Below are 26004 nucleotides of genomic sequence, written 5' to 3' on the forward strand. Positions count from 1 at the left end.
ATACTTAATCAGAAATACTCCTATATAATGAGTTTTGAAAATACACTTGCTTATGCAAAGAGCTTAGATGAAAAAGATCCTTTAGCTAAGTACAGAGATGAGTTTAACTTTCCAGAGGTGAATGGAAAACAGGTTATATATTTTACAGGTAATTCGCTGGGACTACAACCCAAAAGAGCTGTAGAGTATGTCAATGAGGTTATGAATGATTGGGGGGCTTTAGCAGTAGAGGGGCATTTCTACGCAGAGAAACCTTGGTGGGATTACCACGAACGTTTAAGTGAACCATTGAGTAGAATAGTAGGAGCGAAGTCGTCAGAAATTACGGTGATGAATACATTGACTGTTAATCTTCACTTATTGATGACTACTTTTTATCGTCCTACTGCTAGTAAGTATAAGATTATATGTGAGGAAAAAGCATTTCCGAGTGATCAATATCTGATACAGTCTCAGGTAAGATTACATGGGCTAGATCCTAAAGAGGCTATTATAGAGTTAAAGAAAAGACCAGGAGAACATAACTTTAGACTAGAGGATATATTAGAAAAGATAGATGAAGTAGGAGAAGAGGTTGCTTTAGTGTTAATAGGAGGACTTAACTATTATACAGGTCAAGTGTTCGATATTCAAACTATCACAGCCCATGCGCATCAATATGGAGCTAAGGTAGGTTGGGATTTAGCTCATGCTGCTGGTAATATAGAGTTGAAGTTGCACGAGTGGAATGTAGATTTCGCTGCATGGTGTAGTTATAAATATATGAATGCTGGACCAGGTAGTGCATCAGGCTGTTTCATTCATGAACGTTACCATACAGATAAAGATTTAGTAAGATTAGCTGGATGGTGGGGACATAATAAAGAACGTCGTTTCTTAATGGAGAAAAAATTTGATGCAGTAGAGAGTGCACATGGATGGCAAATTAGTAATCCTTCTATTCTTAGCTTAGCTCCCTATTTAGCATCTATAGAGATGTTCGATGAAGTGGGTATGGAGGCTTTGATAACAAAACAAAGAAAGATTACTGCTTATCTTGAATTTGTAATGGAAGATGTAGCTAAAGCTGTTAATGCTAATTATGAGTTAATTACGCCTAAGGAAGAAAGTGAGAGAGGAAGCCAACTTTCTGTATTTCTTCATGGAAAAGGTAAAGATTTGTTTTCGTATTTAATGAATGAAGGAGTAATCGTAGACTGGAGAGAACCTAATGTAGTTAGGTTAGCACCAGTGCCATTTTATACTTCTTATGAAGATATATATCGTTTCGGAGAGATTCTAAAAAAGGCAGATAGTCTTTTTTAGATTATTAGTATGATAGATTACTGTATTCGTGTAGTAGAGAAAAATAAGGAATGAATAGTTATTTAATAGAATTTAATTTGCCTGATTTGTCTATCATTTAAATTAAATTACATTTGCAAAAAATAAAATACGATGTCAACTAAACAAAATAAGATAGATAATTTCGATCCATCTCAGCCAGGATTAGCAGATGCGACGATATATGGATTACCTTTTACAGCTGAGGAGAGTGAGATTATAGTGGTACCAGCACCATGGGAAGTAACAGTAAGTTACGGAGCAGGAGCATCAGAAGGACCAGAAGCTATATTAGAAGCCTCTTATCAAGTAGACTTATTACACCAACAATATCCTGATTTATGGAAGCTAGGTATCTATATAGATGAGGCTCCAGAACATTGGGCTGTAGAAAGTGCAAAATATAAAGAAATGGCTCAGCCAATCATTGAAGCACTTGAGAATGGTGAGAATATTGCAGACTTACCAGAATTACAAAAAGATTTAGATACAATTAATGCAGTATGTGATAAATTTCACAAAGAAGTAGAAGAGAAAGTATCTTACTGGATGGCAAAAGGAAAACGCGTAGTATTATTAGGAGGAGATCACAGTACTCCATTTGGATATTACAATGCTTTAGCAAAACATCACGATGCTTTTGGTATTTTACACTTTGATGCACATATGGATTTAAGAGATGCTTATGAAGGGTTTACTTACTCTCACGCATCTATTATGTTCAATACATTAAAATTACCTCAAGTAAAGACAATTGTGCAAGTAGGTATTCGTGATTTCTGTGAACAAGAAGTTGCAACAGTAGTAGAAGCAGATGGAAGAGTGTTGGTGCATACTGATGCAGATTTGAAGAAAGATGAATTTGAAGGAATGAGTTGGAAAGATAAATGTGATCAAATCATCGCTTCATTACCTGAGAAAGTAGCGATTAGTTTTGATATTGATGCTTTATTAGCTTGGTATTGTCCAAATACAGGAACACCAGTACCAGGAGGATTAACTTATGAGCAAGCAACTTATATGATTACTCGTTTATCAGAATCTAATAAGTTAATTATAGGAATGGATTTAGTAGAGGTAGCGCCAGGAGAAGATGATTGGGATGGAAATGTAGGGGCTAGATTATTGTTCCATATGTGTGGAGCATTTGCAAAATCACAAGGCTTAGCAGTAGGACAAAAAATAGAGTTTAAGAAATAAACAAAAATAAAGAGTCTCACGAGACTCTTTATTTTTTTATAGGTTTGTCACAAAAGAATATATTATACAAAGAAAGTATAGTAGCAGCAAATAGTAATATAGAGACTAAGATATGTTCTATATTAAATACGATGTAAAAGAGATACCACCCTGTTAAAAGAAGTATCACTAGGATCCAAATTAAATCTTTCATAGGGAATCTGTTAGTTGTGTTGTTGCTTAAATGTACAGAGAATATTAGAGTTAAAATATAAGTAATCAAAGGATATGTATTTTAATTTGTTAAAAATAAATTAGTTAGCGTAATGGTAAAAGATATCTCGATAGTTGGTAGTGGATTGGTTGGTGTAGTGTTGGCAATCAGCTTAAAAAAGAAAGGCTATACGGTTACAGTATACGATAAGAGTGAGGATATTCGAAATATAGACTTTAGAGGAAGATCTATTAATCTAGCTTTATCAGATAGAGGATGGAGGATATTAAAAGAATTGGGTATAGAAGATGAAGTAAGAGAACTTGGTATTCCCATGTCCGAAAGAGCAATTCATACAGAAGAGGGGGATATTAAATACCAGCCTTATAGTATAAAAGGAAACTCTATATGGGCAATATCCAGAGGAGGACTAAATAAGGAGTTGATTTCTATTGCAGAGAAAGAAGGTGTATTATTTAAGTTTGATACTCCGATATGGGATGTTAATTTGAAAAAAGGAATTCTATATACAGCAGAAAAAGAAAGTGATCAGTGGAATGAAATTAGAACGGATTTGATCTTTGGTGCTGATGGAGCGTATTCTAGGGTTAGAGCTAAAATGCAAAAACAAAGTAGATTTGAGTACCAACAATCATATCTACATTTAGGATATAAGGAACTTCGTATAGAAGCAATGCCTAATGGAGAACATCAGTTATCTAAGAACGCATTTCATATTTGGCCAAGAAAAGACTTTATGTTTATTGCTTTGGCGAATGTTGATGGTTCTTTTACTTGCACATTATTTATGCCTTATGATGGAGATGTGTCTTTTGAGACAATCAATTCAGATGCTGAAATAAATCAGTTTTTTACTACTTACTTTAAGGATGTAGATGCTTTGATACCAAATTATTTAGAACAATTTAAAGAGAACCCAGTGAATTCATTGGTAACAATGAAGTGTTATCCTTGGGTATCTGAAGATAAGGTCGCTCTTATCGGTGATGCCGCGCATGCAGTAGTGCCTTTTTATGGGCAAGGATTAAATGCTGGATTAGAAGATGTGTATGTTCTTAACCAAATAATAAGCCAAGGAGAAAATGATAGTTGGCTGGGTATCTTGAAAAAATATCAAGAAGAAAGAAAACCTAATGGAGATGCTATAGCAGAACTGTCTTATCGAAATTTTAAGGAGATGAGTGAAGATACAGCAGATGATATGTTCTTGTTACGTAAGAAAATTGAAGGCAAGTTTGCTGAGGTATACCCTGAGTTATGGTTGCCTTTATATGATAGAGTAACTTTTAGTACAGAAAGCTATGTTTCTGCTTTAGCAGAAGGAGATAGGCAAACTCATATAATGGATCAAGTGATGTTGATGGACAATATCGAAGATAAATGGGATAGTGATGAAGTAATGAATAAGATAAAGTCTCTTCTATAATATAAAGAAGAAGGGTATATACAATTGCATATACCCTTTTTTATTTATTTGCGTTTACCCTTAGAGTTTCCTCCAGATAATATTTTATTTAAGATACCAAAAGCGGCTCTTATAAAAGTAGCACTAGTTACAACTTTAATAATTCCTTTTGTAACATCACTATTTCCTTGTTGTGTTTTAGTAGTACTTGTTTTTGTTTCTTTTACTTTTTGCTCTTCTTGTTTTAGAGCCTCTAGTTTAGCAGTTAGTATCTCATAAGCACTTTCTCTATCAAAATACTCATTGTACTTTTTAGCAAGAGAAGATTTGGTTATGAGGTCATTTATTTCTTGATCAGATAAGATATCCATTCTACTCATAGGTGCACGCATAGTACATACTGCAAGTGGGGTGGGGATACCTTTTTCGTTTAGAGCAGTTACTAAAGCTTCTCCTGTTCCCATAGAAGTAATAATCTCATCCGTCTTATAATATTCTGTAGAAGGGAAGTTTTCTGCAGCAGTTTTTATTGCTTTGCGATCTTTTTCTGTGAATGCGCGTAGTGCATGTTGTATTTTTAGACCTAGTTGTGCTAGTACACCATTCGGAATATCAGTAGGATTCTGTGTGATAAAGTAAATTCCTATTCCTTTAGAACGAATTAACTTAACGATGGTTTCAATCTGATTTAATAGTGTTTTACTTGCTTCGTTAAATATTAAGTGCGCTTCATCTATGAAGATTACTAGTTCTGGTTGTCCACTATCCCCTTGTTCTGGCATCTGAGAATAGACTTGCGCCAGTAGGTTTAGCATAAAAGTAGAGAAAAGTTTAGGCTTATCTTGTATGTCTGTTAGACGAAGAATGTTTACATATCCATACCCATTCTCGTCAATACGCATTAAATCCTGTATATCAAAAGAAGGTTCTGCAAAGAATATATCTGCTCCTTGCTGTTCTAATTCTATTATCTTTCGAATAATAGCCCCAGTTGAAGCTGCAGAAATACGACCATATTCTGCTTCTATTTCTTCTTTTCCTTCGTTAGTTAAGTATTGAAGTGTCTTTTTAAAGTCTTTTAAATCAAGTAAAGGAAGTTGTTTGTCATCACAGTATTTAAACACAAGAGAGACGATACCAGACTGAGTTTCATTTAAATCTAGTATTCTACTGAATAAGATTGGACCAAATTCAGTTATGGTAGCTCTAAGTCTTACGCCATTTTGTTGCGAAATTGATAATAGCTCCACAGGGAATCCAGAAGGGGTAAAAGGCAAGTTCATCCTAGAATGTCTGTCTTTTATAAAGTCATTTTCTACACCACTCATCGCTATACCACTAAAGTCACCTTTAATGTCCATCATTAAAACAGGTATACCTTTAGCAGAAAGTTGTTCAGATAATACTTGTATTGTTTTGGTTTTACCAGTACCCGTTGCCCCCGCTATAAGTCCATGTCTATTAATGGTTTTGAGTGGAATATTGATAAAGTGATCGGCTAGAATCTCACCTTCTAATTTTGCTGCACCTATAGTAATATAATCTCCTTTAAAAGAATAGCCTTGTTGGAGATTAGTGCTGAAGTTTTCTTTATTCATAGTTGTCATTTTGTAAAAAACATCTTTAAACTTTAACAAAGATAATGTATTCGCAAAATAAATTATATATAAATTTGAAATGTTAAATTTGAAGGTAATGTAAAAAATGCTTTAGTTTATTTCATTTAGAGTTGTTATCTTTACCTTAGCTTAACATTTCCTTTTAATACGGGGTGTTAAATTTCCTCTGTGTTAAATCAAGAAAGAAAGAGTTGAAAAAAATCATTATAAATTTTTTTATTTGATCTAAAAACATAAATTTGCGACTCTCATTAGTTTTAAAAGAGAAAATAAGTAATAAGTAATAATTGAAAAAAAAAGAATTAAATTTTTAAAAAGATGACAAAAGTATCAAACGAATCAGTTGAGAAAAAAGGATCTAGTTCAGGAGCAAGCAGAGTAATTGCATCACTAGCAGTAGTATTTTGTATTGTATTTGGTTACATTATCTGGAAATTTGTAATGGGTAACCCAGCTAACTTTGAAAACGGTGATCCAGAAAACGGACATCCACTACCAGGAAACTTCATGGGAATGGTTTATAAAGGAGGAATTGTAGTAGCGGCGTTAATTGGATTATTAACAATGACTGTAGTTTTCTCAATAGAGAGATTCTTTGTAATTTCTAAAGCATCAGGAAAAGGTAACGTAGGTAAATTCGTACAAGACTTACAAGGAAACATCAATGCTGGAAGAATCAGCGAGGCTATGGATGCATGTGACGCTCAACAAGGGTCAGTAGCTAACGTAGTAAAGGCTGGATTAATCAAGTATGAAGAAATGAAAAAAGAAGGATTCAATAGCGAAGAAGCTACTGAAGCAATTCAAAAAGAAATCGAAGAGGCTACTACATTAGAGATGCCAATGTTAGAAAGAAACATGATCGTATTAGCTACATTAGTATCTATTGGTACGTTAGTAGGATTATTAGGTACAGTAACAGGGATGATTAAAGCGTTCTCAGCTTTAGCAACTTCTGGTACTCCTGACTCAGCAGCATTAGCAACAGGTATTTCTGAGGCGTTAGTATGTACTGCAACAGGTATTGGTACTTCTACATTAGCTATTGTTATGTATAACTCATTTACAACTAAAATTGATAGATTAACTTATTCAATTGACGAAGCAGGATTTGCTATTACTCAATCTTACAGAAGATTCAAAGGTTTAGTAAAGTAATTAGAATAAGTAAATAATAATAATACTAAGCCTGTGTAGACTTAGAATCAATACAGGTTTAGTTTATAAAAAACACTATCAATGGCAAAAGGTAAAATGAAAAAGAAAAGTATGAGAGTGGATATGACCGCAATGTGTGACGTGTCATTCCTACTTTTGACTTTCTTCGTATTGACTTCTACTGCTAAAATGCCAGAACCATTACCTGTGGATACTCCATCTTCAACAGTACAAACTAAATTACCAGAGGTTAATTTAGCTACAGTTACTATCGGAGGTGAAGAAGGATCAGAAAAGGTTTTCTTTGGGGTTTTAGGTAGAGAGGATCGTATCGCAACTCTTGAAAAAATGGGAGAGCGCTACAATATAGAATTTAATGATGAAGAGAAAAAGACTTTTTCATTCTTAGAAGGTGTTGGTACACCAATGCAAGATTTGAAAAGTTTCTTAAATCTTCCGCCAGATGTTAGAAATAAAGTTACTTCAAACCAACCTGGGATTCCTACAGATTCTGTAAATAACCAATTAAAGGATTGGGTTCAGACAGCTCGTGTTGTAGCTAAAGACTTGAACAATAAAGTTCTTGAAGTAGCGATCAAAGCAGATGCAACTGTAAACTATCCAAAAGTGAAAAGTGTTATGGATGTTATGCAGGAGCAACGTCTAAACAAATTCTACTTGGTGACAGGTCTAAGAAATGAGGATTTTTAATCATTAAACAAACTGTAAATGGCTGAATTAAATACAGGTGGAGGCGACAAGGATAAAAAAGTAAGAAGTAAAAAGCAGAATGCTGGAGTGGATTTAACTGCGATGGTGGATCTTGCTTTCTTATTGATTACTTTCTTTATGTTGACTACATCAATGAATAAACCGCAGTCGATGAACTTAGCTATGCCAGACAAGTCTGAAGAAGCAAAGAAAGAAGATAAAACGAAAGTAGATGAGAATCGTACGATGACTGTCTTAATCGGTGCGGATAATAAAATAAAATGGTATATGGGAATGCCTCATGAACCATTAGTGGGACCTACAGATAGTTCATACGGTCAAAACGGGATAAGAAAAGTAATTATGGAGAATACCAAAAAAGCTTTGGCTTATTCTCAAAATCCTGAAGATGGCTTAATTGTAATTATCAAAGCTAGTGAGAAATCAAATTATCGTAATCTAGTAGATATCTTAGACGAAATGGCAATTACAGGTACTAAAACTTATGCTATCGTTGATATCTCTGATAAGGATTTAGAGTTCTTAGGTGAGAAATAGTTAACGTCTAAATAATAAAAGAAATGTCAAAATTAAATATCTTTAAAAAAGATTGGATTGATATTGTTTTCGAAGGACGTAACAAATCTTACGGAGCTTATCAATTAAGATCAGAAAACCCAAAGGTTACTACAGTAGCTTTGTTTGCTGGTATGGCTCTTTTTGGAATAGCAATAGCTTCTCCAATGTTGATAGACATGGCAAAAGGTACTTTTGGAGTTAAAAATGTGGAGAAATACGATGTGCCTTTAGAAATTAAAGAGATCGATCTTCCACCGCCGGTAGAGGAATTACCTCCACCACCAGAAGATGTTCCACCACCACCTCCACCACCAGTAGAGGAAGTGAAGAACGTGAATGATACTAAAAAATTCGTTGAACCAGAAGTAGCGAAGAAAGAGGAAGTAACAGAAAAGTTAACTACTCAAGAAGATCTTAAGGATGCAGATCCTGGAGTGAAAGATGCTAAAGGGGATAAGGAAAAAGGAGAAATCAAAACGGGAGAAGGTACAGGTGAAGCTGATAAAGATAAAAAGCAAGAAGTATCTGGAGATGGAGACCCTAATAAGGTATTCGTAGCAGTACAAGTTAGAGCAGAATATCCTGGTGGTATGGCAGCTTTCAACAAGCAATTTATCAGTAGATTCAGAACACCAGATATCGACTCAGGAGTGAAGAGAATCCAGGTTATCGTTCAGTTTATTGTTGAGATAGATGGTTCATTAACAGATATTAAAGTTGCTCGTGACCCAGGTTACGGTGCTGGTAAAGAAGCAGTACGTGTACTTAAATCTATGCCAAAATGGAAACCTGCTATTCAAAACAATAGAAGTGTTAGATCACAATTTACATTACCAATTACTATCCAAGTACAATAGGTATGTTTAAAAATAAATTTCAACAGAAATCGCTAGTACAGCGATTTCTGTTTGTTTTCGGACTATGCTTCTTTTTACTTTATTTAGGATTAGGTTGCATGTTTTTGTTTTGGGATAATATGCCTATAGCCCTTGAATACACACATAGAATGCTTTTTGGAGGACTATTAATTGTGTATGGAGTATTTAGATTTATAAGACTTTGGAATCAAGAATGATTCTTAAAATATGAAGCCGCTTTTAGCGGCTTTCTTTTTTGTTCAAATCTTAACAATGGAAGTTATTTGTTTTTTCTATCTTTATGGAATAAGATTTTTTAGATACTACTTATTAAATGATAAAAAGAAGTTTTAGAGTTTTAAGCTATGTTTTGGCTTTTACTGCATTTTCAGTTGTTTTCATACAGTGTAAAAAGAAAGAAGTACAATCTACTCAAAGTAATGTTGAGATAGATTATAAAGCATTAGATGAAACACCAGTTTCTGGTTATACACGTATTCTTGTTGATGAATCAGTTTATCCAATAGCGAATGAAGTGAATGAAATATTTATGTATGAGTATAACAGAGTAAAGGTTGATTTGGTTAGAAAATCAGAAGGTGAAGTATTGAATATGCTAATGAATGATTCTATTCGTGTAGCTGTATTACCTCGTAAACTTACAGATAAAGAAGTTGAACACTTTAAAGGTAGAGTAAAACCTAAGATGACTCATTTTGCAACAGATGCAATAGTTTTTGTAACAAGTAAGGTTTTTAATGACAGTATTATTGATTATGAGCAGGTGTTAAGTAATTTGCAAAAACCTAATTCTGAACAAAGAGGTAATCATATACTTGTATTTGATAATGTTAACTCTAGTATAGTTTCAACTTTCAAAGAAAAGGCTAATGTAAAAGAGTTCGCGAAGGACTATGCATACTTTGGTGGTGATACTGAAAGTGTGATTGATTATGTTAGTAAGAATTCTGATGCGATAGGTGTTATTGGATTGAATTGGCTTACTCAGCCAACTGTAGAATTAGAAGAGAAACTAGCTCAATTAAAAGTACTATCAGTTAAGAATGTTAAGGATGGTAAGTATTATAAGCCATCACAAAATAATATCGCGGAAGGTACCTATCCATTAATTAGGGATCTTTATGTGGTAGATATTCAAGGGAAGTCTGGTTTGGGTGTTGGATATGCTTCTTATATCGCTGGATATAAAGGACAGAGAATTGTTTTAAAATCAAATCTAGTACCATTTAAAGTTCCTCCTAGAGAATTAAACGTGAGAAAGGAAATATAAGAAAAATCGTTAAATCAAATTATATATCTAGATTATGAATAAAAGAAATCTAAAATCATTACTTGCAATAGCTCTAATTAGTGCGACTAGCTTTGCTCAAGACTTAGAAACAGCAAAGAAGGCTATTCAGGATGAACAATATGATAAAGCAAAGGCTATTTTAAAGTCTTTAGTTGAAAGTAAACCTAATGATGGTAAGAACTACTATTATCTAGGGGATGTGTTCTTACTAGAAGATGAAGTAGAATCTGCTCGCTCTTATTTTGAGAAGGGTATAGCAATTAAGAGTAAAGGTTTTCTTAATTACATTGGATTAGGACAGTTAGCCTTGGAAGAAAACAATGTATCCTTAGCGAAGGAGAATTTTGATAAAGCTTTAAGTAGTATTCGAAAAAAGGATTATGATGAAAAGTTATTAGTTGCTTCAGCTTATATTTCTTCAGAGAATAAATTACCAAAAGAAGCGATAGCAATAGCTCAAGATGTTATTAATGCTGATTATACTAATGCAAATGCTTACAATATCTTAGGTAAGGCTTATTTGGCTGAAAATAATTTTAATGAGGCTTTTTCTGCATTTAGAAACGCGATATCTTATGATGAGTCACTGCTAGATGCTAAATTACAATTGGCTATCATCACTAAAAGAGGTCGTGGTTTTGCTGAGGCTATAAAAGCATGTGAAGAGATTTTAGCTGTTAATCCAAAGTATGCTCCTGCATTAAGAGAAATTGCTGATAGTTACTATTTATGGTCTGTTCAGGATAGTTCTAAAAAAGAGGAAAATATGGTTAAAGCTGAAGAGTATTTTCAAAAGTATATCAGTGCATCAGATAACTCTCTTGAGGCAAGAATGAAGTATGCTGATTTTCTTTTGGTAACAGGAGAGTACACAAAATTAGAAAGCTTAGCTAATTCTCTTAAGAATGAAGAAGGAGTGAATAATCGTATTTTTAGATACTTAGGTTATGCTGGATACCATAATGCTAATTATGCTGTAGCTGTAGAAGGTTTAGAAAAGTATATTTCAAAAGCGAAAAAAACTATTGGTAGAGATCATCTATATTTAGGTGTTAGTTACTTGAATATCGCTAAGGAGAACAATGGATATTATGCTAAAGGCATAGAAAGTTTAAAACAAGCTATCAAAGTAGATCCAGAAGTAGCAGAAGAATTCCATGCATTAGGCCTAGAATTATTCAGAAAGAATAACCTAAAAGAAGCTATTGATGTATTTGTGATTTCAGGAGGTATTAAAGGACAAAGTAACTATGTGTACGATAATTATTACGCAGGATATTGTTATTATGTATTAGGAAGAGATGATGAGAGTGGGAATAATGAACAATCTTTGAAAGAAGCTGATAAATATTTTGCAATAGCTATTGAAGGTGATGTAAAGTTAGCTGAAGCTTATTTCTTTAAAGCTAGAACTAACCGTCTTATTAAAGGCGATGAGGCTTATAAAAAAGTATATGAAGCGTATTCTGGCTTTATAAAACAGCTTACAGAAGCAGGTGATTTAGATAAAGCCGATAATAAAGACAGAGTAATAGAAGCATATACTTCATTAGCAACTTATCATGCAAATCAAGAAGAGAATACAGAATCTATTAAGTTCTTTAATAAAGTATTAGAGTTAGATCCTCAAAATGAGTTTGCAAAAAACACTATTAAAGCATTACAATAATTAGAATATTAAATATCAAGAAAACTCAATTGTTATTTTACAGTTGAGTTTTTTTTGTTATTGCTTATTAGAATGTTATTATCGTTTATCTTTGCTGTCTTAATGTAAAAAGTAAAATGACGAAAGATTACGATAAAGAAGCATTAGATGAAGGGAGAATATTACCTCTAATGGAAGAGTTTTATACTATTCAAGGTGAAGGATTTTATTCTGGTCATGCAGCGTATTTTATTAGATTAGGTGGGTGTGATGTTGGATGTCATTGGTGTGATGTAAAAGAGAGTTGGGACGCTGAATTACATCCTTTAACTGATGTTCAACAGATAGTGTCACGTGCTGGTAAAGAAGCTAATTTAGCTGTTATAACAGGAGGAGAGCCTTTGATGTATAACTTAGATGTAATTACAGCCGAATTAAAGAAAGCGGGTCTACAAACGAATATTGAAACGTCTGGTGCTTATGATTTAACAGGTGATTTTGATTGGATATGTTTATCTCCTAAAAAGAATAAATTACCAACTCAAAGTGTGTATGACGCAGCAAATGAATTAAAAGTAGTGATATACAATAAGCATGACTTCATTTTTGCAGAAGAGCAAGCAGCAAGAGTTAATAAAGATGCACTGTTGTTATTACAAGTGGAGTGGAGTAAACGCGCTGAGATGAATCCTCTTATTGTTGATTATGTAAAGAAAAACCCTAAGTGGAAAATTTCTGTTCAAACACATAAATATTTGGATATTCCTTAAATAGCTTTAAATTTACAAGAAGGTTTAAAAATAAAAACTATGAGAAAAATAATACTTGCTTTTGCAATGGTATTAGTAGCTCAGTTTTCTTTTGCACAAGATGCATTTAAAGCTGATACTAAAAAGTATATGGATTTGAGCGGACAATTAAAGACGTTTGAATTGTTAACTAAAGAATTGTCATTAAATGTAGAGGAAACTAAACGTGCAGATTTTGAAAAAGAATTAAAAGCAAGCATGGTTGTTTTAGTAGATAAGATGGCAGAGATGTATATGACAGAATTTAGTCATGAGGATGTTAAGCAACTTATACAGTTTTATGAGTCTCCAGTAGGTAAAAAACTTAGTGATAAGAGTGAAGTGCTTTTTGAAAAAGGTCAAAAAGTTGGTGAGGAGTGGGCAGTAGGACTACAAGGTATTATGATGAAGTATATGCAAGAATAATAAAAAAAGCTCTGTGTGAAAACATAGAGCTTTTTTTATTGTTCGATTTATTGAATACTTAGTCTTGCTAGATAATCATAGTTATCACCTTCTGTAATAAGTTCGCATTCTAGTCCATTGCTATGAGCAGCGTTTTGGAGTGTGTTATAATCAAGATAAAGCCATTCAAGGGGATCATCAATTTCTCCTTTGTATTCAACAGTAAAGGTTAATTCTCCATAATAATCTTTATTTTCCATTGGTATCCATTTACCTCCATCTTCGTCTTCATCAAACATATAGATTAAATCAGAACTATCAATTAGTATTTGCCCACCAGGGTTTAATAAAGATTTTAAATGCTGTAGATACTTAGTTGTATTTATTAATCTTCCGAAGATACCTGTACCGTTCATTAATAGTAGAATGGTATCGAATTTTTCGTTTGTTAAATCTAGTAAATTTTGAACTGATGTATTTTTGATTCCTCTTAGTTTACAAGCTTCTATAGAGTTAGGAGAAATATCTATAGCTTTTACATCAGCTCCTTTTTCTTGTAGATAAAAAGAGTGAGTACCAGCCCCACATCCTACGTCAAGTATTCTTCCTTTAGCTAGGTTAAGAGCCTTCTGTTCGATCTTTGGCATCTCTTTATAACTTCTAAATAGATAAGCAATATCCATTTCTTCTGCTTCAGAGATATCTGTTTCGGTGATTACATTCTGTGGATGATTATTTGTCTGAAAATCTAAAATAGCTTTTCCTAAAAGGTCTTTCATTATTTAATCTTTCTTTTAAAATTAAAGTAGAGTTGTTGTAATTTTGTATCCAAAAGAATACAAATGGATAAAACACTTTCACAACTTCCCAAGTTGGCCAAAGATAAGCATAATGAAAATAAAAAGTATTTTGATAAACTAAAAAAGAAAGCACCTAAAGATTTAGATTATCAAATGCAAGAAATACATGACAATGTGTTTAAGAAAACAGATTGTTTGAGTTGTGCTAATTGTTGTAAAACAACTGGACCTCTTTTTACGAATGCGGATATAGAACGTATCGCTAAGCATTTAAAAATGAAACCTCAGCAATTTATAGATAAATACCTATATATCGATGAGGATCGTGATTATGTCTTACAGAGTCTCCCTTGTACATTTTTAGATAATGAAAATTACTGTATGATATATGAAGTTCGACCTAAAGCATGTCGTGAATATCCTCACACAGATAGAAAGAAGTTTAATCAGATATCTAATCTTACACTTAAAAATGTAGCGATATGTCCTGCTGCTTATGAAGTAGTAGAGGAGATGAAGAGACGAATTATATTAAAATAAGTATTAGATGAAGAAGTGCTCTTCTTCTAATGCTTTCAAGTTTTCTTCTGTGATGTCTTCTACTTGTTCAGTAAAATACTCTAGAAGTTCTAAGATTTTGTTTTTTAGTTTTTCAAAAAAAGCTACAGCATTTTCTAAATAACCTTTTATAGCGTTAAACATATCTAATATCGTATCAACAAAGTTGATTAAGCGCTCACCTAAATCCATATTTTTTTAGTTTATGTTATTGTGTTATCTCAAATATAACAATTATAAGTACTGAGTTATCTTAAAAGTATTAGAAAATTTAGCCTTTATAATAATGAGTGTATGAATAATTAACTCAACCAAGTTTTAAGATCTAGTATTTGGTTTTTACTTACTAAAATAGGAGACTCATCTTCAGGGTTTGGAGTAATCTTAAGTTCTATTTTTTGACTATTATGTTTAATAATATCAGCTACTGATTTTATATTAATGATATACTTTCTATTTATTTTGAAGAAGGTTTTACTATCTAGTTTACTAATAATATCTTTTATTGTATCATCATAGATGTATGAATTGTTATCAAAAGTATACAGGAATAAATGTTTACCAGAAGCAACAAAGTACGCTATTTGATCTTTTTCTATAGACTTTAGTTTATGTCCATTATTTACTAGAAAACGTTCTTTGATTGAAGAATCATTCCCATTTTCTATTTTAGCTAAACTATCTAATGTTGGAGCAATCTCAAATTGTTTACTAATCTCTTTAAACTTAATTAGAGCATCATCTAATTCTTCACTAGTAAATGGTTTCAGTATGTAGTCAATCGTGAACTGCTTAAACACTTGTATAGCATAAGAATCATAAGCAGTAATAAAGATAATAGGTGTTTTTATCTCTATATGTTCGAATATTTCTAAACTCTTTCCATCACCTAAATGGATATCCATGAAAATCAAATCAACTTTATTTGCTAAAAAGAAGGCAGTAGCTTCCTTTACAGATGATAAGATAACTATATCATCTATAGAAAGGTGCTCTTGTTTTAAAAGCAAAGAATGTAAGTAATTTGAAGCTAAGCTTTCGTCTTCTACTATAGCAATTTTCATGTGGTGATAAATTTGTACAAAAGTATAAAATATAATTTATACTTAGCAAGTAGAGCTTTAGGCTATAAGAACGGATGGAGGATATTAAAAAAGCCACTCATATCGAGTGGCTTTTTTGGTTATGAGTCTGGCGAAGACTATAGATTTGGGTTGTTTTCTCTTGCTTCTAATGGGAAAGGCAACGTATATCTCAAATCATTTTCAGTTAAAATAAACGTGTCTTCTCCAAATTTATGAATGATTTGCTTTTGATGTAAACGTCTTAAGTCAAACCATCTGTGACCTTCTAAAGCGAACTCTTTATTTCTTTCTTCAAGTATAAAAGAGATAAAGCCTTTTTGATCTAAACCAGAAAGTTGCTGTATTACCTTTGCAGCAGCTTCTGGCTTATATCTACTAACTATCAATTTCTCAATTGCGCTTTTCGCTTCAGATAATCTATTTAAATGACCTAATGCTTCAGCTTTAATCATATATAATTCAGCAGTACGGAATGAAGCTTTCATTTCAGCTGTCCCCGTTTTTTTGCTAATGTAAGATCCTTTTGCAAGTTCGAAAGAAGCATTAAAGCGAAGATCATTTTCTCTATCAAAAAGATTGTAAAGCTCATCAGAAAGTAATGCTGTAGGCTTTAATTCAGAATCAAGGCCTTCTTCTAAAGCTAATATTGATTCTACTGATTTAAAACTAGCAACAGACGTTTTAGGATCTTTATTTAAGTCCTCTAATGTACTTTTGTATTGTAAAGCTTTATCTACACTTATAAGAGCTGCTTCGTATTCTTTTTGATATAGATTTACTTTTGCTTCTAAAGCGTATATTGCGGCTACTGTGAAACGATAATTTTGCCCTGCTTCATAAATAGTTACTTTTAGATGCTTTTTAGCATTGTCAATATCTGAATGAATCTGAGCATAAACTTCTGCCATAGTCGATTTCTTTTTGCGCTCTTCAATATCATGTTCAAGATATATTACGATTGCCAAATCCGTTGAAGCAGTAGCTTTGTTATATGGTTTTGCATATAAATTTACAAGGTCAAAATATGCTAAAGCTCTTAACCCGTAAGCTTCTCCTAACAACTGTTCTTTTTGATCTCCAGCTTGCATGGTATTTACTCCATTATTAATCAAATCATTTGTATAGAAGATTGATTTATAAAACTGTGAGTAACCAAAGCTCTTAGTTTGTTTATGAGGATTAACATCTTGGAATGAGTAGATGTCTTTTACAGAAATAAAGTTTGTTGATCCCTCATCCATAACTATCCTTACTTCATCAGTACGGAAATTACTAGTTGATTTATGTTTAGGATAGTTGAAGTATGCTGTAGTCATCAGCTTTCTGTAATCCTCAGTTGTCTTAGGTATGATTTTTCCTTCTGGTTCTATATCTAAAAAGCTATCACAACTAACAGTTGTTAACCCAAAGAATAAACTACTAAGTATTAATATTAATTTTTTCATGATTAGTCTGTTTTTAGAAAGTAACGTTTAACCCTAAAGTGAACGACTTTTGAATAGGTTGAGTATAAATATTACCATAAGTCTCTGGATCGAAATAGCCATTGTAATTCGTTCCAAATACAAATAAGTTACGTCCTTCAACTGTAAAACGTACATTGTCTATTCTCATCTTTTTTAATAGATCCTTTGGTAGAGTATATCCTAAACGAATACTACTGATTCGGATATAACTAATTTCTTTAGTCCAAATGTCTAAATGTTTATATGAACTTCCATGATCACCTCCATCAAACCATTTTGCTAACATCCAGTTGTCATTATCTGTGTAGTTCCCATTATAATCATTTCCAATAATTCCAGGTAATGTTGCATTAGGGTTATTAGGGGTCCAGGTATTTAATAGATCAGTAGTATAATTTCTTCCTGGGTCTACTTTAGCCATATTGTATGAAGGTGTTGCTTGCACAGTTTGTTTTAAGTTAAAGGCAGCAGACACTGTTAGATCAAAATTTTTGATTCTTACTGTGTTGATAAGACCTCCAGTAAATTTAGGATCTCTATCACCAGCATAAGTGAATAAGTCTCTATATTCTTCATTTGTTAAACTTGATTGAACCATATAACCTGGCATAAAGTCAGCCATAGGGTCACTTAATTTAAAGAACTCAGTTCCGCTTACTTTAGCACCATCTTTCCAGAATAATAAGTTCCCTTTATCATCAAAACCAGCTGTTTTAATAACGAAAGCAGAGTTAACAGGTAATCCTTCTCTTGATGGTAACGTTTCAGTATCGAATACTTGTATTTTGTCTACTTTACTCTTGTTACGAGCGAAGTTGAATGTAGTTGTCCAAGAGAAGTCTGGTGTAGAGATATTTCTAGTTGTAATAGCAATCTCATATCCTTTATTTGTTACTTGAGCCCAGTTCATATTTGTCCACTCAAATCCAGTCTCTAAAGGAAGTGCTCTTAAACCGATTAAGTCTGTACTTTTTCTGTTATAAGCATCTACAGCTATCGATATTCTATTGTTGAATAACCCTAAATCAAAACCAAAGTTTGTATTCGTTGTTTTCTCCCAACGCAATGTTCCATTTGGAGCTGAACTAATTTGAATTGTGCTTTCTGGATAACCAGGTAAGATAGTAGATGTACTATAGTCTCCAATTAAGAAAGGAGAAGTAGTTCTATCAATATTACCTTGTAGTCCATATGATGCACGTAAGCGAAGATTACTTATAAAATCTAAGTTTTCCATAAACTTCTCTCTAGTTACATCCCAAGATCCAGATACAGCCCATAGTGGAACATATCTATATTTAGGGTCAACACCGAATAAGTTAGATCCATCAGCACGTACACTTCCGAATACTGTATATTTTCTATTGAAGGTATAAGAAGCAGTAGCAAAGAAAGAAGCATATGCATTTTCATTTCTTGTTTTTTTGTACGTTTCATATAACTTTTGTGTAGCATCAACGTTTCCTTCTGGGAAGATAATAGGTTTAGTGGTTAGGGTATGAGCATCATATCCAAATCCTTTAGATCTAATAATTGTATTATCTGTTTTTCTGATTTCCATACCAGCCATTACATCTACTTCATGCATATCGTTGAAGATTGCATTATAAGTAGCCTGTGTTTTCCAGTTGTATTGGAAACTATCATCATTAAAGTTCTCTATAATACCTCCATCAGGTAAGAAGTATTTAAATTCCTTAGCATTACTATCCCAATACCTAGTTCCTTCTCTGAATTTACGCGTAGAGTATGTTTCTTTACCTAAATATTTTTCAGTATCGTTTTTATCTAATTGAAGACCTAATTGAGATGTTAATTTTAAGTCATTTAATATTTGATACTCTAAATCAAATACTGCTTTAAATGATTTATTTATTAATTCATAACTTGTATTTGCTCTTTCTTCTGCAAAGTTAAAAGGTACATATCTATCACTGAACCCACTGATATCTTTATCATACATATAACTTCCATCTTCGTTATATGGAGATAAGTATGGATTAGCATTTCTAGAATAATTTACAGGATTGATACTTGAATCAATATCTGTTACGAAGTTTTTCTTTTTAGATTGTGTACCGAATAAACCAATACCAACTTTAAGTTTATCACTTACTTGGTAATTGTTTTTTAAAGTAATATTATAACGTTCAAAACCAGTACCTATAGTTGTCCCTTCTTCGTTAAAGTATCCAAGAGAAAAGTAATAATCAGACACATCATTACCACCAGATAAGCTTAAACCATACTGTTGGTTGAATGTAGGGCGAAATACTTCTTTTCCCCAGTCTGTGTTAGTTTTTCTAAGATTATTTATAGAAGCTTGAGTAGCTGATGATAATGCATCAAAGCCACCATTTCTATACATATCTAATTCATTGCTTCCATTCAAGATACGCATTACTTCACCTTGATTAGATCGATCGTTATAGATATCAGATCTACCTGCTAACATTAATTCAAAGTCAACTTTTTGATCTGAGTTCATTAAGTTCAATTTCTTGAAATCAGGTCTCTCATTCACAAAGGTATTAGCAGTGAAGTTTACTTTCATCTCACCTTTTTTACCTTTTTTAGTAGTGATTAAGATTACTCCATTAGCAGCTCTAGCACCATAGATAGCAGTAGCAGAAGCATCTTTTAGAATCGTAATGTCTTGTATATCGTCTGGGTTTAATCCTGCAATAGAGAAGTTTTGTAGCTGATCGATATTATCTTTATCATTAAAGTTAGGTACGTCATTACCTTCTAGTGGCATACCATCTAGTACCCATAATGGATCTTGTGGTCCATTTAATGAAGCCGTACCACGTATTCTAATCTTAGCAGGAGCTCCAGGAGACCCTGTTTGATTTACTACTGACATACCAGCTACTTGTCCAGCTAACATCTGATCCACACTAGCTACACCATTTTGGTTGATTTCAGCCATACTCACTTGAGCCACTGATGATGTAAGTTTTCTTTTTTCGATTGTTTGGTATCCTGTGATAACCACTTCGTTTAAAATATCAGGATCAGCACCTAAAGTCACTACATAATGACCTTTAGTATTTAAAGTGATTAATTTAGATTCATATCCGATAAAACTGATACGAATGCTTTTAGTATCCTGTGGTACTTCTAAGGTAAAGTTACCATCAAAATCAGTCATAGTACCAATACTAGTACTTTCTACGATACCTGCTTGTGATGTAGCATTAGACACTGTCTGTGTCTCTACAATTACTGAGGCACCAGGTAATCCTAGCTTGTCCACGCTATCTTGGACAAGACCAGTGATCACTCTTTTCTCTTGCGCGAAGGCAAGAGAAATAGTAAGGAGTGAGAAAAGGAGAAAAAGTTTTTTCATGTTTCCTTTAATAAAATTGGGGTTAGTTTATTTCTATAGATTTAAAGCTTCGTTTATTCTATTGATTAGATCAGCATAGTGTGCACGAGTAGCTTTATCTCCGTTATTTTTCTTTTTATTCAGAATGTTTTTGATGTTCATTAATTCACTTTTCTTGTAAGAAGTAACTTCTGATACTCGCTTCATTACAGTGTAATTAATGTTTCTCAACTTGTTATCCTCTTCTACATGATTACATAGAGTAGGGAACTGAAGAGAGTGCGCAGTTAGTAAACCTTTTTTACTAGTCTTTTCGAATAGCTTGTTTACATCTATGATTAGAGCATCCACATAGTTCTTTTGAGTCATACGCTCTAGGATAGATAAACTCTTTCCTTTTTTTGTGGGTGCAAAAATCTCACTATTAAGCATTGAAAACAAATCATTTATCGTAAAGTTTTTCTCTTTACCTAATTCTACTTGTTGTACTTCATTTTCTAATAGGCGCAATAAACGCTCATCCATTAGGGTGTAGTACAGAGTAGAATATTGTAGTTCTCTAGCTAACGAATATGGTGAGTATTCGAATGGACCTACAGGAGAGTCTTTTAAGCTATATGTGTTTTCTACTACTTCATTAAAGAACAACCATGTTGGAATCTGTAAAGCATTTTTAGCCAAATACTCTACTGCTCTTTTTTGTTTCTCGTAAGGGACAGGCTCGTATGCTTTTTTGTTGTTTCCGTATACTGCATGGTTTAAATAAACCCCTCCGATATTGTTTAACACATGTTGATTATACATTTGCCATTGTCCTATAGCTCCCATGTATAATTTACCAGCTTCATAGTAATCCTCTCCTTCTTCGTATGTCCAAGGAATAATATTATCTACTACTATTTTTAAATTCTTTAATCCGTATTCACTAGCTTTCATAGCATCATCTCCTAGATCTTCTGATTGAGAACGAGGATCTACGATGTTTAGTGAACTTTGTTGCTCTCCATAGAAATACATAGGATCATCCTGATGATCTTCTATCATTTTGCGAAGTGCAGTTTTTTCTTCTTCTTGATTTGGATACCAACGGTAACCCCACTCGATAGCATATTTGTCATATAGACCGATCTGCGGAGTGATAGCAGTTACACCATCCTCTGGTTGTGCTACATAGTTATAACGAGCATAATCCATAATAGATGGAGCAGTACCTCCCATTTTATCAGTGAATTCTTTTGAACGTAGAGAATCCACAGGGAATGCATAAGAAGAACCCATATTGTGTTTTAGACCAAAAGTGTGTCCAACCTCATGAGATGATACGAAGCGTATAGCTTCTCCCATATGTTCATCAGTGAACTTATTTGCTCTAGCCTTAGGATCAATAGGACCTGTCTGTATACGCATCCAGCTATGTACAGAAGTCATTACATTATGCCACCAGATGATATCAGATTCGATAATCTCTCCACTACGAGGATCTATTACAGATGGTCCCATGGCATTAGATTTAGGAGATGCAGCATACGTTATTACAGAATAGCGTACATCATCGATATCAAAATCTTTATCTTCTTCAGTAGGTTCTTTAGCAATAATTGCATTCTTAAAACCAGCTTTTTCGAATGCTACTTGCCAATCGTGTACCCCTGCTATAATTTTAGCTCTCCATTGGGGTGGAGTAGCAGGGTCTATATAGTATACGATTGGTTTTTTAGGCTCTACTAGTTCACCTCTTAAATATTTTTCTACATCTTCTTCTTTTGGTTCCATGCGCCACTTCGTGATGAACTCTTGTTCTTTCATTTTGTGTTGCGCATCACTGAAGAACCAATGTTTCTCTGTGAAGTAACCTACTCTTTTATCAGCTATACGTGGTTGCATCGGTTTCTCTGATAGTAATACGATATTACTCGTTACTCCTAAAGATACAGGTAAGTCTCCAGAACCTTCATTAACACTTGTTGTTAATAGGGATTTAACTACGATATTCTCAGGGAATGTCTTTACTCCCTCTATATAAGATAAGTTTGTTTTAATAGACGTAGGAAGACCTAGTCCATTTAATACATCATTAAAACTTTTTTGATTTCCGTCAAAAACTTTATTTACTTTAATTACAGTAGCTGTAGAGTCTGGACTTTGAGCTTCAATGTCGAATACTTCTAGTACTGATTCTATAAAGTTTGTTTTTACTGATTTAGTAATTGCATCATCAGCTGGAGAAGAAACTCTTGGGGTGATTGTTTTAACCCATACTTTTTTTGCAATGGTATCTTTGTGAAACGTAATCAGTTTATTCTCATAGTTCATACCAGTATTTGCACCAGCATCATTCACTTCTAAAGGAACCTGAGATAATTTATTAACAATTAAAAATTGACGGTTTAGTAAGCTGTCTGGGATTTCAAAATAGATATCAGTTTTTACCTGAATCGTATTAAACATCCCTTTAGTATAGACTCCCTTTTTGATTAGGTCAGCATAGTTATTTTTTTTACTATCTGTTGAGTCTTTTTCTGTGGTTACTGTTTTTTCAGTTTTTGGGGTGTTCTTTTTCTTAGCAGCATAGGCTGGTGGTACCTGTGCCAGGCAGTAAGAAAATATTAAAGCACTGATACTTAGTTTAACCGTGTTTTTATCCATTGTTATGTTAAGTTATTATTAAGTCACTATAAAACTAACTGACTTACCTCTATGCTTAAAATTTTTGGGAGTGAATGGATGGAATAGGGGAGTGAGTGGATAACTTTAACATTTGATCAAAGGCAAAATGCAAATAAATTTACCTTCTTCACATTTTGTCTCGTATCCGATAACGTTATAATAGTTATAGATTGAATCTAAGTATTTTAGACCAAAAAGCTCACTCTCTGAAGTAGTCTTTTTAGGTTGATAATTATTCGTGATAATTACTTCATCATCATGGATTAATATCTCTATAAATAAAGGATGTTCTGTAGTAGCTATATTGTGTTTAAGCGCATTTTCTACACAGATTTGTAATCCTAAAAACGGGATTTTTTGATGTGATTTCTCTGTTCTTTGATCGAGTAAATCAAAGTGTAATTCTTTCGTAAATCTAGTTTTCTGTAGCGTGATATACTTTTCTATAAACTCTACTTCATTCTCTATGTCTACAATGTTTTCTGCAGGAGGTGTTATTAAGTAACGGTAAGTTTTACTTAAATTTAATGTAAACTTCTGTGCTGTTTTAGGCTCTAGCTCTATGAGCATATAGAGAGAGTTCAACGAATTAAATAAGAAATGAGGATTGATCTGATTCTTTAATTGTTGCAATTGAATTAAAGCTTTCTCTTTGCTAATCTTCTCATTTTCTACAGCTAATAACTCTTTCTCTAGATAGGCTTTCTTATTCGCCATACTGAAGATATAAAACAGAGAGAATAGAATAGTTACAGTTGTCAGAAAGATAAGAATCGTATTGCGTCTGATCGGTTTGATATTATCATCTACGTTAAACTTTGGAAAGTTGACTGTAATATAACCAGAGAAGTTTTCGGATTTAAAAGGACTGATAAACCGGAATACTTCTAAGTTTAAGTACTCAGAGTTAACGATAGGAGGATTAGCAGGATCTGTTTTTCGGACGGTATCTTGAGCAGAGAAGTTACTAAGCTCAAATACATTTTTACCCATCAGACTATCTTCTGGATGGTAAATGCATAGCCCGTCTTTAGTGAATATATAAGCGTAGTTCGGTGTCGTCACATCTATATTCGTTAGGTATTTATGGTATAGTGCCATATCTACTACGATACCGTAGATGAGTCGTTCGTTATTGGCGATAGGCGTACTGTGATACATCAGCCAGTATTGGAAACCATTTTGTTCTACAAAAGTGTTTTTATGAGAATGATCAGGGTTCGCTAAGATTATTTTATTGAATATATTATCCTTATCTATCTCTCTATCCCTTCCTATATGAGCCTCTATAATCTCATTGTTCTGATTTACTCTGAAGTACCAGTTTAGAGAGACTACACCATCTAGGTTATACATCTGATTAAGCGTCTCATACTTTAGAGAAAGTTGACCTATCGGAGTGTTTTTAGTGATATAGTCTAGAGAGTTTAGATGACGATCTATTTTATTAAACTCTAGTTCTAACGAACGTAACTTCTGATAAAAGTTTTTAGAAGTGATATACTTATAAGTGTCTTCATTGCTCTGATTAATAGAAGAACTCAACATATATATAGCACCTATCGTAATCATTAGAATAACGATTCCGATTGCCATAAAGGTTTTGCGCGATATAAATATTTTGTTCTTCAATGTTTTTGTTGAAGTTTATAAGTTAGTTGTGATATAGTAAATAAGGCTGACGTGTAATCTTAAATTTATCTAACCCACTTTGCCATGATTGACGAATTTCTTTCTCTGTTTTACCAGCTGTGATTTGCGCTTTTAAGTCAGCAGTACCTGCTAGTTTTATAAAGAAGTTAGTAAAGAATTTATCTTTATTCGTAGAGCTATTGTATGCTTTTAACAACCATTTTAGTTCTATTTTAGACACCTTATGCTCTTTAGACAAATTCTCTCCATAGCACAGCTTACCATTGTTCATAGGGTCTTTAGCACCAGCGTTAGGCTTAGGAGTGAATTGGTAAGGCATTTTCGTTAAGAAAGGCGAACCATATACCTGAAACTGTAAGTCTGTCCCTCTACCAGAGCTAACATTAGTCCCCTCGAAGAAGCATAAACTAGCATATAGATTTATAGCCTGATCATTAGGTAGATTAGGTGAAGGTGCTACGGGTAGTGAGTAGCTCATCTGTCTAGTATAGTTATCTACAGAGATTACAGTCAGGTCACACTGTACTCCATTCGCTAACCATTTCTCTCCATTGATCATTTTAGCATATTCTCCTATTGTCATTCCATGCATCGCAGGAATAGGGTGCATCCCTACGAAGCTTTTATTCTTCATATCTAGTGTAGGACCATCTATAATCGCGATATTAGGATTAGGTCTGTCTAATACGATCACAGGGATGTTCTGTTCTGCACACGCTTCCATTAGATAGTGTAGAGAAGAAATATAAGTATAGAATCTCGCTCCTACATCCTGTAAATCAAATAACATAATATCTATGTTTTTTAATTGATCAGCAGAAGGTTTTTTATTATTCCCATATAGAGAAATGATAGGTAAGCCTGTCTTCATATCCTTGCCATCTTTTACTAGTTCACCAGCATCAGCTGTACCTCTAAAGCCGTGCTCAGGAGCGTAGATTTTCTTTACATTCACTTTGTTTTCTAATAAGAAGTCCACTGTAGAGGTATAAGAACCATCAGCATTCTTAATCACTCCTGTTTGGTTAGTCAGTACTCCTACATTTTTGCCTTTTACTAATTCAAAGTAAGCAGATAATCGTTCGGCTCCTACTGAGATAGTATTGTTATTATCATGTGTATTAGAGGTGTTTTTTGCATAAGTATTAAAATTAACACTTAGTGCTAATAGACAGACTAAGAATAATAATGTATTTTTGAAACTTGAATTCGATATCATATTTAT

21 protein-coding genes are annotated in these 26004 nt (G+C 33.3%); 12 read left to right on the plus strand and 9 right to left on the minus strand.

Going from position 1 to position 26004, the window contains the following annotated elements; translation table 11 throughout:
- Window positions 1-27: 27 nt before the first annotated feature.
- The 3 genes from kynU to E0Z07_RS08620 all read left to right on the plus strand — a co-directional run bounded on the left by kynU (window position 28) and on the right by E0Z07_RS08620 (window position 4163).
- A complete protein-coding gene (gene kynU, locus E0Z07_RS08610; protein WP_006260566.1) occupies window positions 28-1305 on the plus strand; it encodes a kynureninase in 1278 nt (425 codons plus the stop codon).
- Window positions 1306-1437: 132 nt separating this feature from the next.
- Window positions 1438-2523 (plus strand): agmatinase family protein, encoded by a 1086-nt coding sequence (locus E0Z07_RS08615; RefSeq protein ID WP_006257215.1) that lies wholly within the window; start codon window positions 1438-1440, stop codon window positions 2521-2523.
- Window positions 2524-2828: 305 nt separating this feature from the next.
- Window positions 2829-4163 carry an FAD-dependent oxidoreductase gene (locus E0Z07_RS08620; protein ID WP_006260568.1) on the plus strand — a complete coding sequence of 445 codons (1335 nt, stop codon included), beginning with the start codon at window positions 2829-2831 and terminating at the stop codon, window positions 4161-4163.
- A gap of 44 nt (window positions 4164-4207) precedes the next feature.
- Here the strand turns inward: E0Z07_RS08620 and E0Z07_RS08625 are convergent, their stop codons facing one another.
- Window positions 4208-5740, minus strand: a complete 1533-nt coding sequence (locus tag E0Z07_RS08625) for a helicase HerA-like domain-containing protein (RefSeq protein ID WP_006260569.1) — start codon at window positions 5738-5740, stop codon at window positions 4208-4210.
- A 339-nt stretch (window positions 5741-6079) separates the two neighbouring features.
- On the opposite strand from E0Z07_RS08625, the gene E0Z07_RS08630 reads away from it, so the two are divergent.
- From E0Z07_RS08630 to E0Z07_RS08670, 8 genes are all read left to right on the plus strand, one after another.
- Window positions 6080-6919, plus strand: coding sequence for a MotA/TolQ/ExbB proton channel family protein (locus E0Z07_RS08630; RefSeq protein ID WP_006257212.1), 840 nt, complete (start codon window positions 6080-6082; stop codon window positions 6917-6919).
- A gap of 81 nt (window positions 6920-7000) precedes the next feature.
- A complete protein-coding gene (locus E0Z07_RS08635) occupies window positions 7001-7630 on the plus strand; it encodes an ExbD/TolR family protein (protein WP_006257211.1) in 630 nt (209 codons plus the stop codon).
- An 18-nt stretch (window positions 7631-7648) separates the two neighbouring features.
- The gene (locus E0Z07_RS08640; RefSeq protein WP_006257210.1) at window positions 7649-8188 is read left to right on the plus strand and encodes an ExbD/TolR family protein; all 540 of its coding nucleotides are present in this window, start codon (window positions 7649-7651) and stop codon (window positions 8186-8188) included.
- 23 nt (window positions 8189-8211) lie between these two features.
- Window positions 8212-9066: an energy transducer TonB gene (locus E0Z07_RS08645; RefSeq protein ID WP_006257209.1), complete on the plus strand. Its 855-nt coding sequence runs from the start codon at window positions 8212-8214 to the stop codon at window positions 9064-9066.
- A gap of 334 nt (window positions 9067-9400) precedes the next feature.
- Window positions 9401-10357: a PstS family phosphate ABC transporter substrate-binding protein gene (locus tag E0Z07_RS08655; RefSeq protein ID WP_006260571.1), complete on the plus strand. Its 957-nt coding sequence runs from the start codon at window positions 9401-9403 to the stop codon at window positions 10355-10357.
- Between the two features lie 34 nt (window positions 10358-10391).
- Entirely contained in the window at window positions 10392-12047 is a 1656-nt protein-coding gene (locus tag E0Z07_RS08660) for a tetratricopeptide repeat protein (protein ID WP_006257207.1), read from the plus strand.
- A 116-nt stretch (window positions 12048-12163) separates the two neighbouring features.
- Entirely contained in the window at window positions 12164-12796 is a 633-nt protein-coding gene (locus tag E0Z07_RS08665; protein ID WP_006257206.1) for a 7-carboxy-7-deazaguanine synthase QueE, read from the plus strand.
- Between the two features lie 39 nt (window positions 12797-12835).
- Window positions 12836-13240: a DUF2059 domain-containing protein gene (locus E0Z07_RS08670; RefSeq protein WP_006257205.1), complete on the plus strand. Its 405-nt coding sequence runs from the start codon at window positions 12836-12838 to the stop codon at window positions 13238-13240.
- 47 nt (window positions 13241-13287) lie between these two features.
- On the opposite strand, the gene E0Z07_RS08675 is transcribed toward E0Z07_RS08670, so the two are convergent.
- Window positions 13288-13998 (minus strand): class I SAM-dependent methyltransferase, encoded by a 711-nt coding sequence (locus E0Z07_RS08675; RefSeq protein WP_006257204.1) that lies wholly within the window; start codon window positions 13996-13998, stop codon window positions 13288-13290.
- Between the two features lie 63 nt (window positions 13999-14061).
- On the opposite strand from E0Z07_RS08675, the gene E0Z07_RS08680 reads away from it, so the two are divergent.
- The gene (locus tag E0Z07_RS08680) at window positions 14062-14559 is read left to right on the plus strand and encodes a YkgJ family cysteine cluster protein (RefSeq protein WP_006257203.1); all 498 of its coding nucleotides are present in this window, start codon (window positions 14062-14064) and stop codon (window positions 14557-14559) included.
- Window positions 14560-14562: 3 nt separating this feature from the next.
- Here E0Z07_RS08680 and E0Z07_RS08685 read toward each other — a convergent pair whose 3' ends face one another.
- The 7 genes from E0Z07_RS08685 to E0Z07_RS08715 form a co-directional block, all read right to left on the minus strand.
- Complete coding sequence (locus E0Z07_RS08685; protein ID WP_006257202.1) at window positions 14563-14769, minus strand: hypothetical protein; 207 nt, start codon at window positions 14767-14769, stop codon at window positions 14563-14565.
- Between the two features lie 110 nt (window positions 14770-14879).
- A complete protein-coding gene (locus E0Z07_RS08690) occupies window positions 14880-15641 on the minus strand; it encodes a LytR/AlgR family response regulator transcription factor (protein ID WP_006260572.1) in 762 nt (253 codons plus the stop codon).
- Between the two features lie 137 nt (window positions 15642-15778).
- Window positions 15779-17107, minus strand: coding sequence for a RagB/SusD family nutrient uptake outer membrane protein (locus E0Z07_RS08695; RefSeq protein WP_006260573.1), 1329 nt, complete (start codon window positions 17105-17107; stop codon window positions 15779-15781).
- Window positions 17108-17120: 13 nt separating this feature from the next.
- Window positions 17121-20480, minus strand: coding sequence for a SusC/RagA family TonB-linked outer membrane protein (locus tag E0Z07_RS08700; protein ID WP_006260574.1), 3360 nt, complete (start codon window positions 20478-20480; stop codon window positions 17121-17123).
- A gap of 33 nt (window positions 20481-20513) precedes the next feature.
- Window positions 20514-23105 carry a zinc-dependent metalloprotease gene (locus E0Z07_RS08705; protein ID WP_039328893.1) on the minus strand — a complete coding sequence of 864 codons (2592 nt, stop codon included), beginning with the start codon at window positions 23103-23105 and terminating at the stop codon, window positions 20514-20516.
- 105 nt (window positions 23106-23210) lie between these two features.
- The gene (locus E0Z07_RS08710) at window positions 23211-24722 is read right to left on the minus strand and encodes a histidine kinase (protein ID WP_006260576.1); all 1512 of its coding nucleotides are present in this window, start codon (window positions 24720-24722) and stop codon (window positions 23211-23213) included.
- A 58-nt stretch (window positions 24723-24780) separates the two neighbouring features.
- Window positions 24781-25998, minus strand: coding sequence for an exo-beta-N-acetylmuramidase NamZ family protein (locus tag E0Z07_RS08715; protein WP_006260577.1), 1218 nt, complete (start codon window positions 25996-25998; stop codon window positions 24781-24783).
- Between the last annotated feature and the right edge of the window lie 6 nt (window positions 25999-26004).

Source organism: Myroides odoratimimus, from assembly GCF_004337635.1.
Taxonomy (GTDB): Bacteria; Bacteroidota; Bacteroidia; order Flavobacteriales; family Flavobacteriaceae; genus Flavobacterium; species Flavobacterium odoratimimum.

Excerpts from the sequence above, each read along its gene's own strand:
- E0Z07_RS08630 (WP_006257212.1), top strand. The coding sequence starts at position 6,080 with ATGACAAAAGTATCAAACGAATCAGTTGAGAAAAAAGGATCTAGTTCA.
- E0Z07_RS08640 (WP_006257210.1), top strand. The coding sequence starts at position 7,649 with ATGGCTGAATTAAATACAGGTGGAGGCGACAAGGATAAAAAAGTAAGA.
- E0Z07_RS08705 (WP_039328893.1), bottom strand. The coding sequence starts at position 23,105 with ATGGATAAAAACACGGTTAAACTAAGTATCAGTGCTTTAATATTTTCT.
- E0Z07_RS08615 (WP_006257215.1), top strand. The coding sequence starts at position 1,438 with ATGTCAACTAAACAAAATAAGATAGATAATTTCGATCCATCTCAGCCA.
- E0Z07_RS08715 (WP_006260577.1), bottom strand. The coding sequence starts at position 25,998 with ATGATATCGAATTCAAGTTTCAAAAATACATTATTATTCTTAGTCTGT.
- E0Z07_RS08710 (WP_006260576.1), bottom strand. The coding sequence starts at position 24,722 with ATGGCAATCGGAATCGTTATTCTAATGATTACGATAGGTGCTATATAT.
- kynU (WP_006260566.1), top strand. The coding sequence starts at position 28 with ATGAGTTTTGAAAATACACTTGCTTATGCAAAGAGCTTAGATGAAAAA.
- E0Z07_RS08675 (WP_006257204.1), bottom strand. The coding sequence starts at position 13,998 with ATGAAAGACCTTTTAGGAAAAGCTATTTTAGATTTTCAGACAAATAAT.
- E0Z07_RS08690 (WP_006260572.1), bottom strand. The coding sequence starts at position 15,641 with ATGAAAATTGCTATAGTAGAAGACGAAAGCTTAGCTTCAAATTACTTA.
- E0Z07_RS08625 (WP_006260569.1), bottom strand. The coding sequence starts at position 5,740 with ATGAATAAAGAAAACTTCAGCACTAATCTCCAACAAGGCTATTCTTTT.
- E0Z07_RS08680 (WP_006257203.1), top strand. The coding sequence starts at position 14,062 with ATGGATAAAACACTTTCACAACTTCCCAAGTTGGCCAAAGATAAGCAT.
- E0Z07_RS08655 (WP_006260571.1), top strand. The coding sequence starts at position 9,401 with ATGATAAAAAGAAGTTTTAGAGTTTTAAGCTATGTTTTGGCTTTTACT.
- E0Z07_RS08620 (WP_006260568.1), top strand. The coding sequence starts at position 2,829 with ATGGTAAAAGATATCTCGATAGTTGGTAGTGGATTGGTTGGTGTAGTG.
- E0Z07_RS08685 (WP_006257202.1), bottom strand. The coding sequence starts at position 14,769 with ATGGATTTAGGTGAGCGCTTAATCAACTTTGTTGATACGATATTAGAT.
- E0Z07_RS08700 (WP_006260574.1), bottom strand. The coding sequence starts at position 20,480 with ATGAAAAAACTTTTTCTCCTTTTCTCACTCCTTACTATTTCTCTTGCC.
- E0Z07_RS08695 (WP_006260573.1), bottom strand. The coding sequence starts at position 17,107 with ATGAAAAAATTAATATTAATACTTAGTAGTTTATTCTTTGGGTTAACA.
- E0Z07_RS08670 (WP_006257205.1), top strand. The coding sequence starts at position 12,836 with ATGAGAAAAATAATACTTGCTTTTGCAATGGTATTAGTAGCTCAGTTT.
- E0Z07_RS08635 (WP_006257211.1), top strand. The coding sequence starts at position 7,001 with ATGGCAAAAGGTAAAATGAAAAAGAAAAGTATGAGAGTGGATATGACC.
- E0Z07_RS08665 (WP_006257206.1), top strand. The coding sequence starts at position 12,164 with ATGACGAAAGATTACGATAAAGAAGCATTAGATGAAGGGAGAATATTA.
- E0Z07_RS08645 (WP_006257209.1), top strand. The coding sequence starts at position 8,212 with ATGTCAAAATTAAATATCTTTAAAAAAGATTGGATTGATATTGTTTTC.
- E0Z07_RS08660 (WP_006257207.1), top strand. The coding sequence starts at position 10,392 with ATGAATAAAAGAAATCTAAAATCATTACTTGCAATAGCTCTAATTAGT.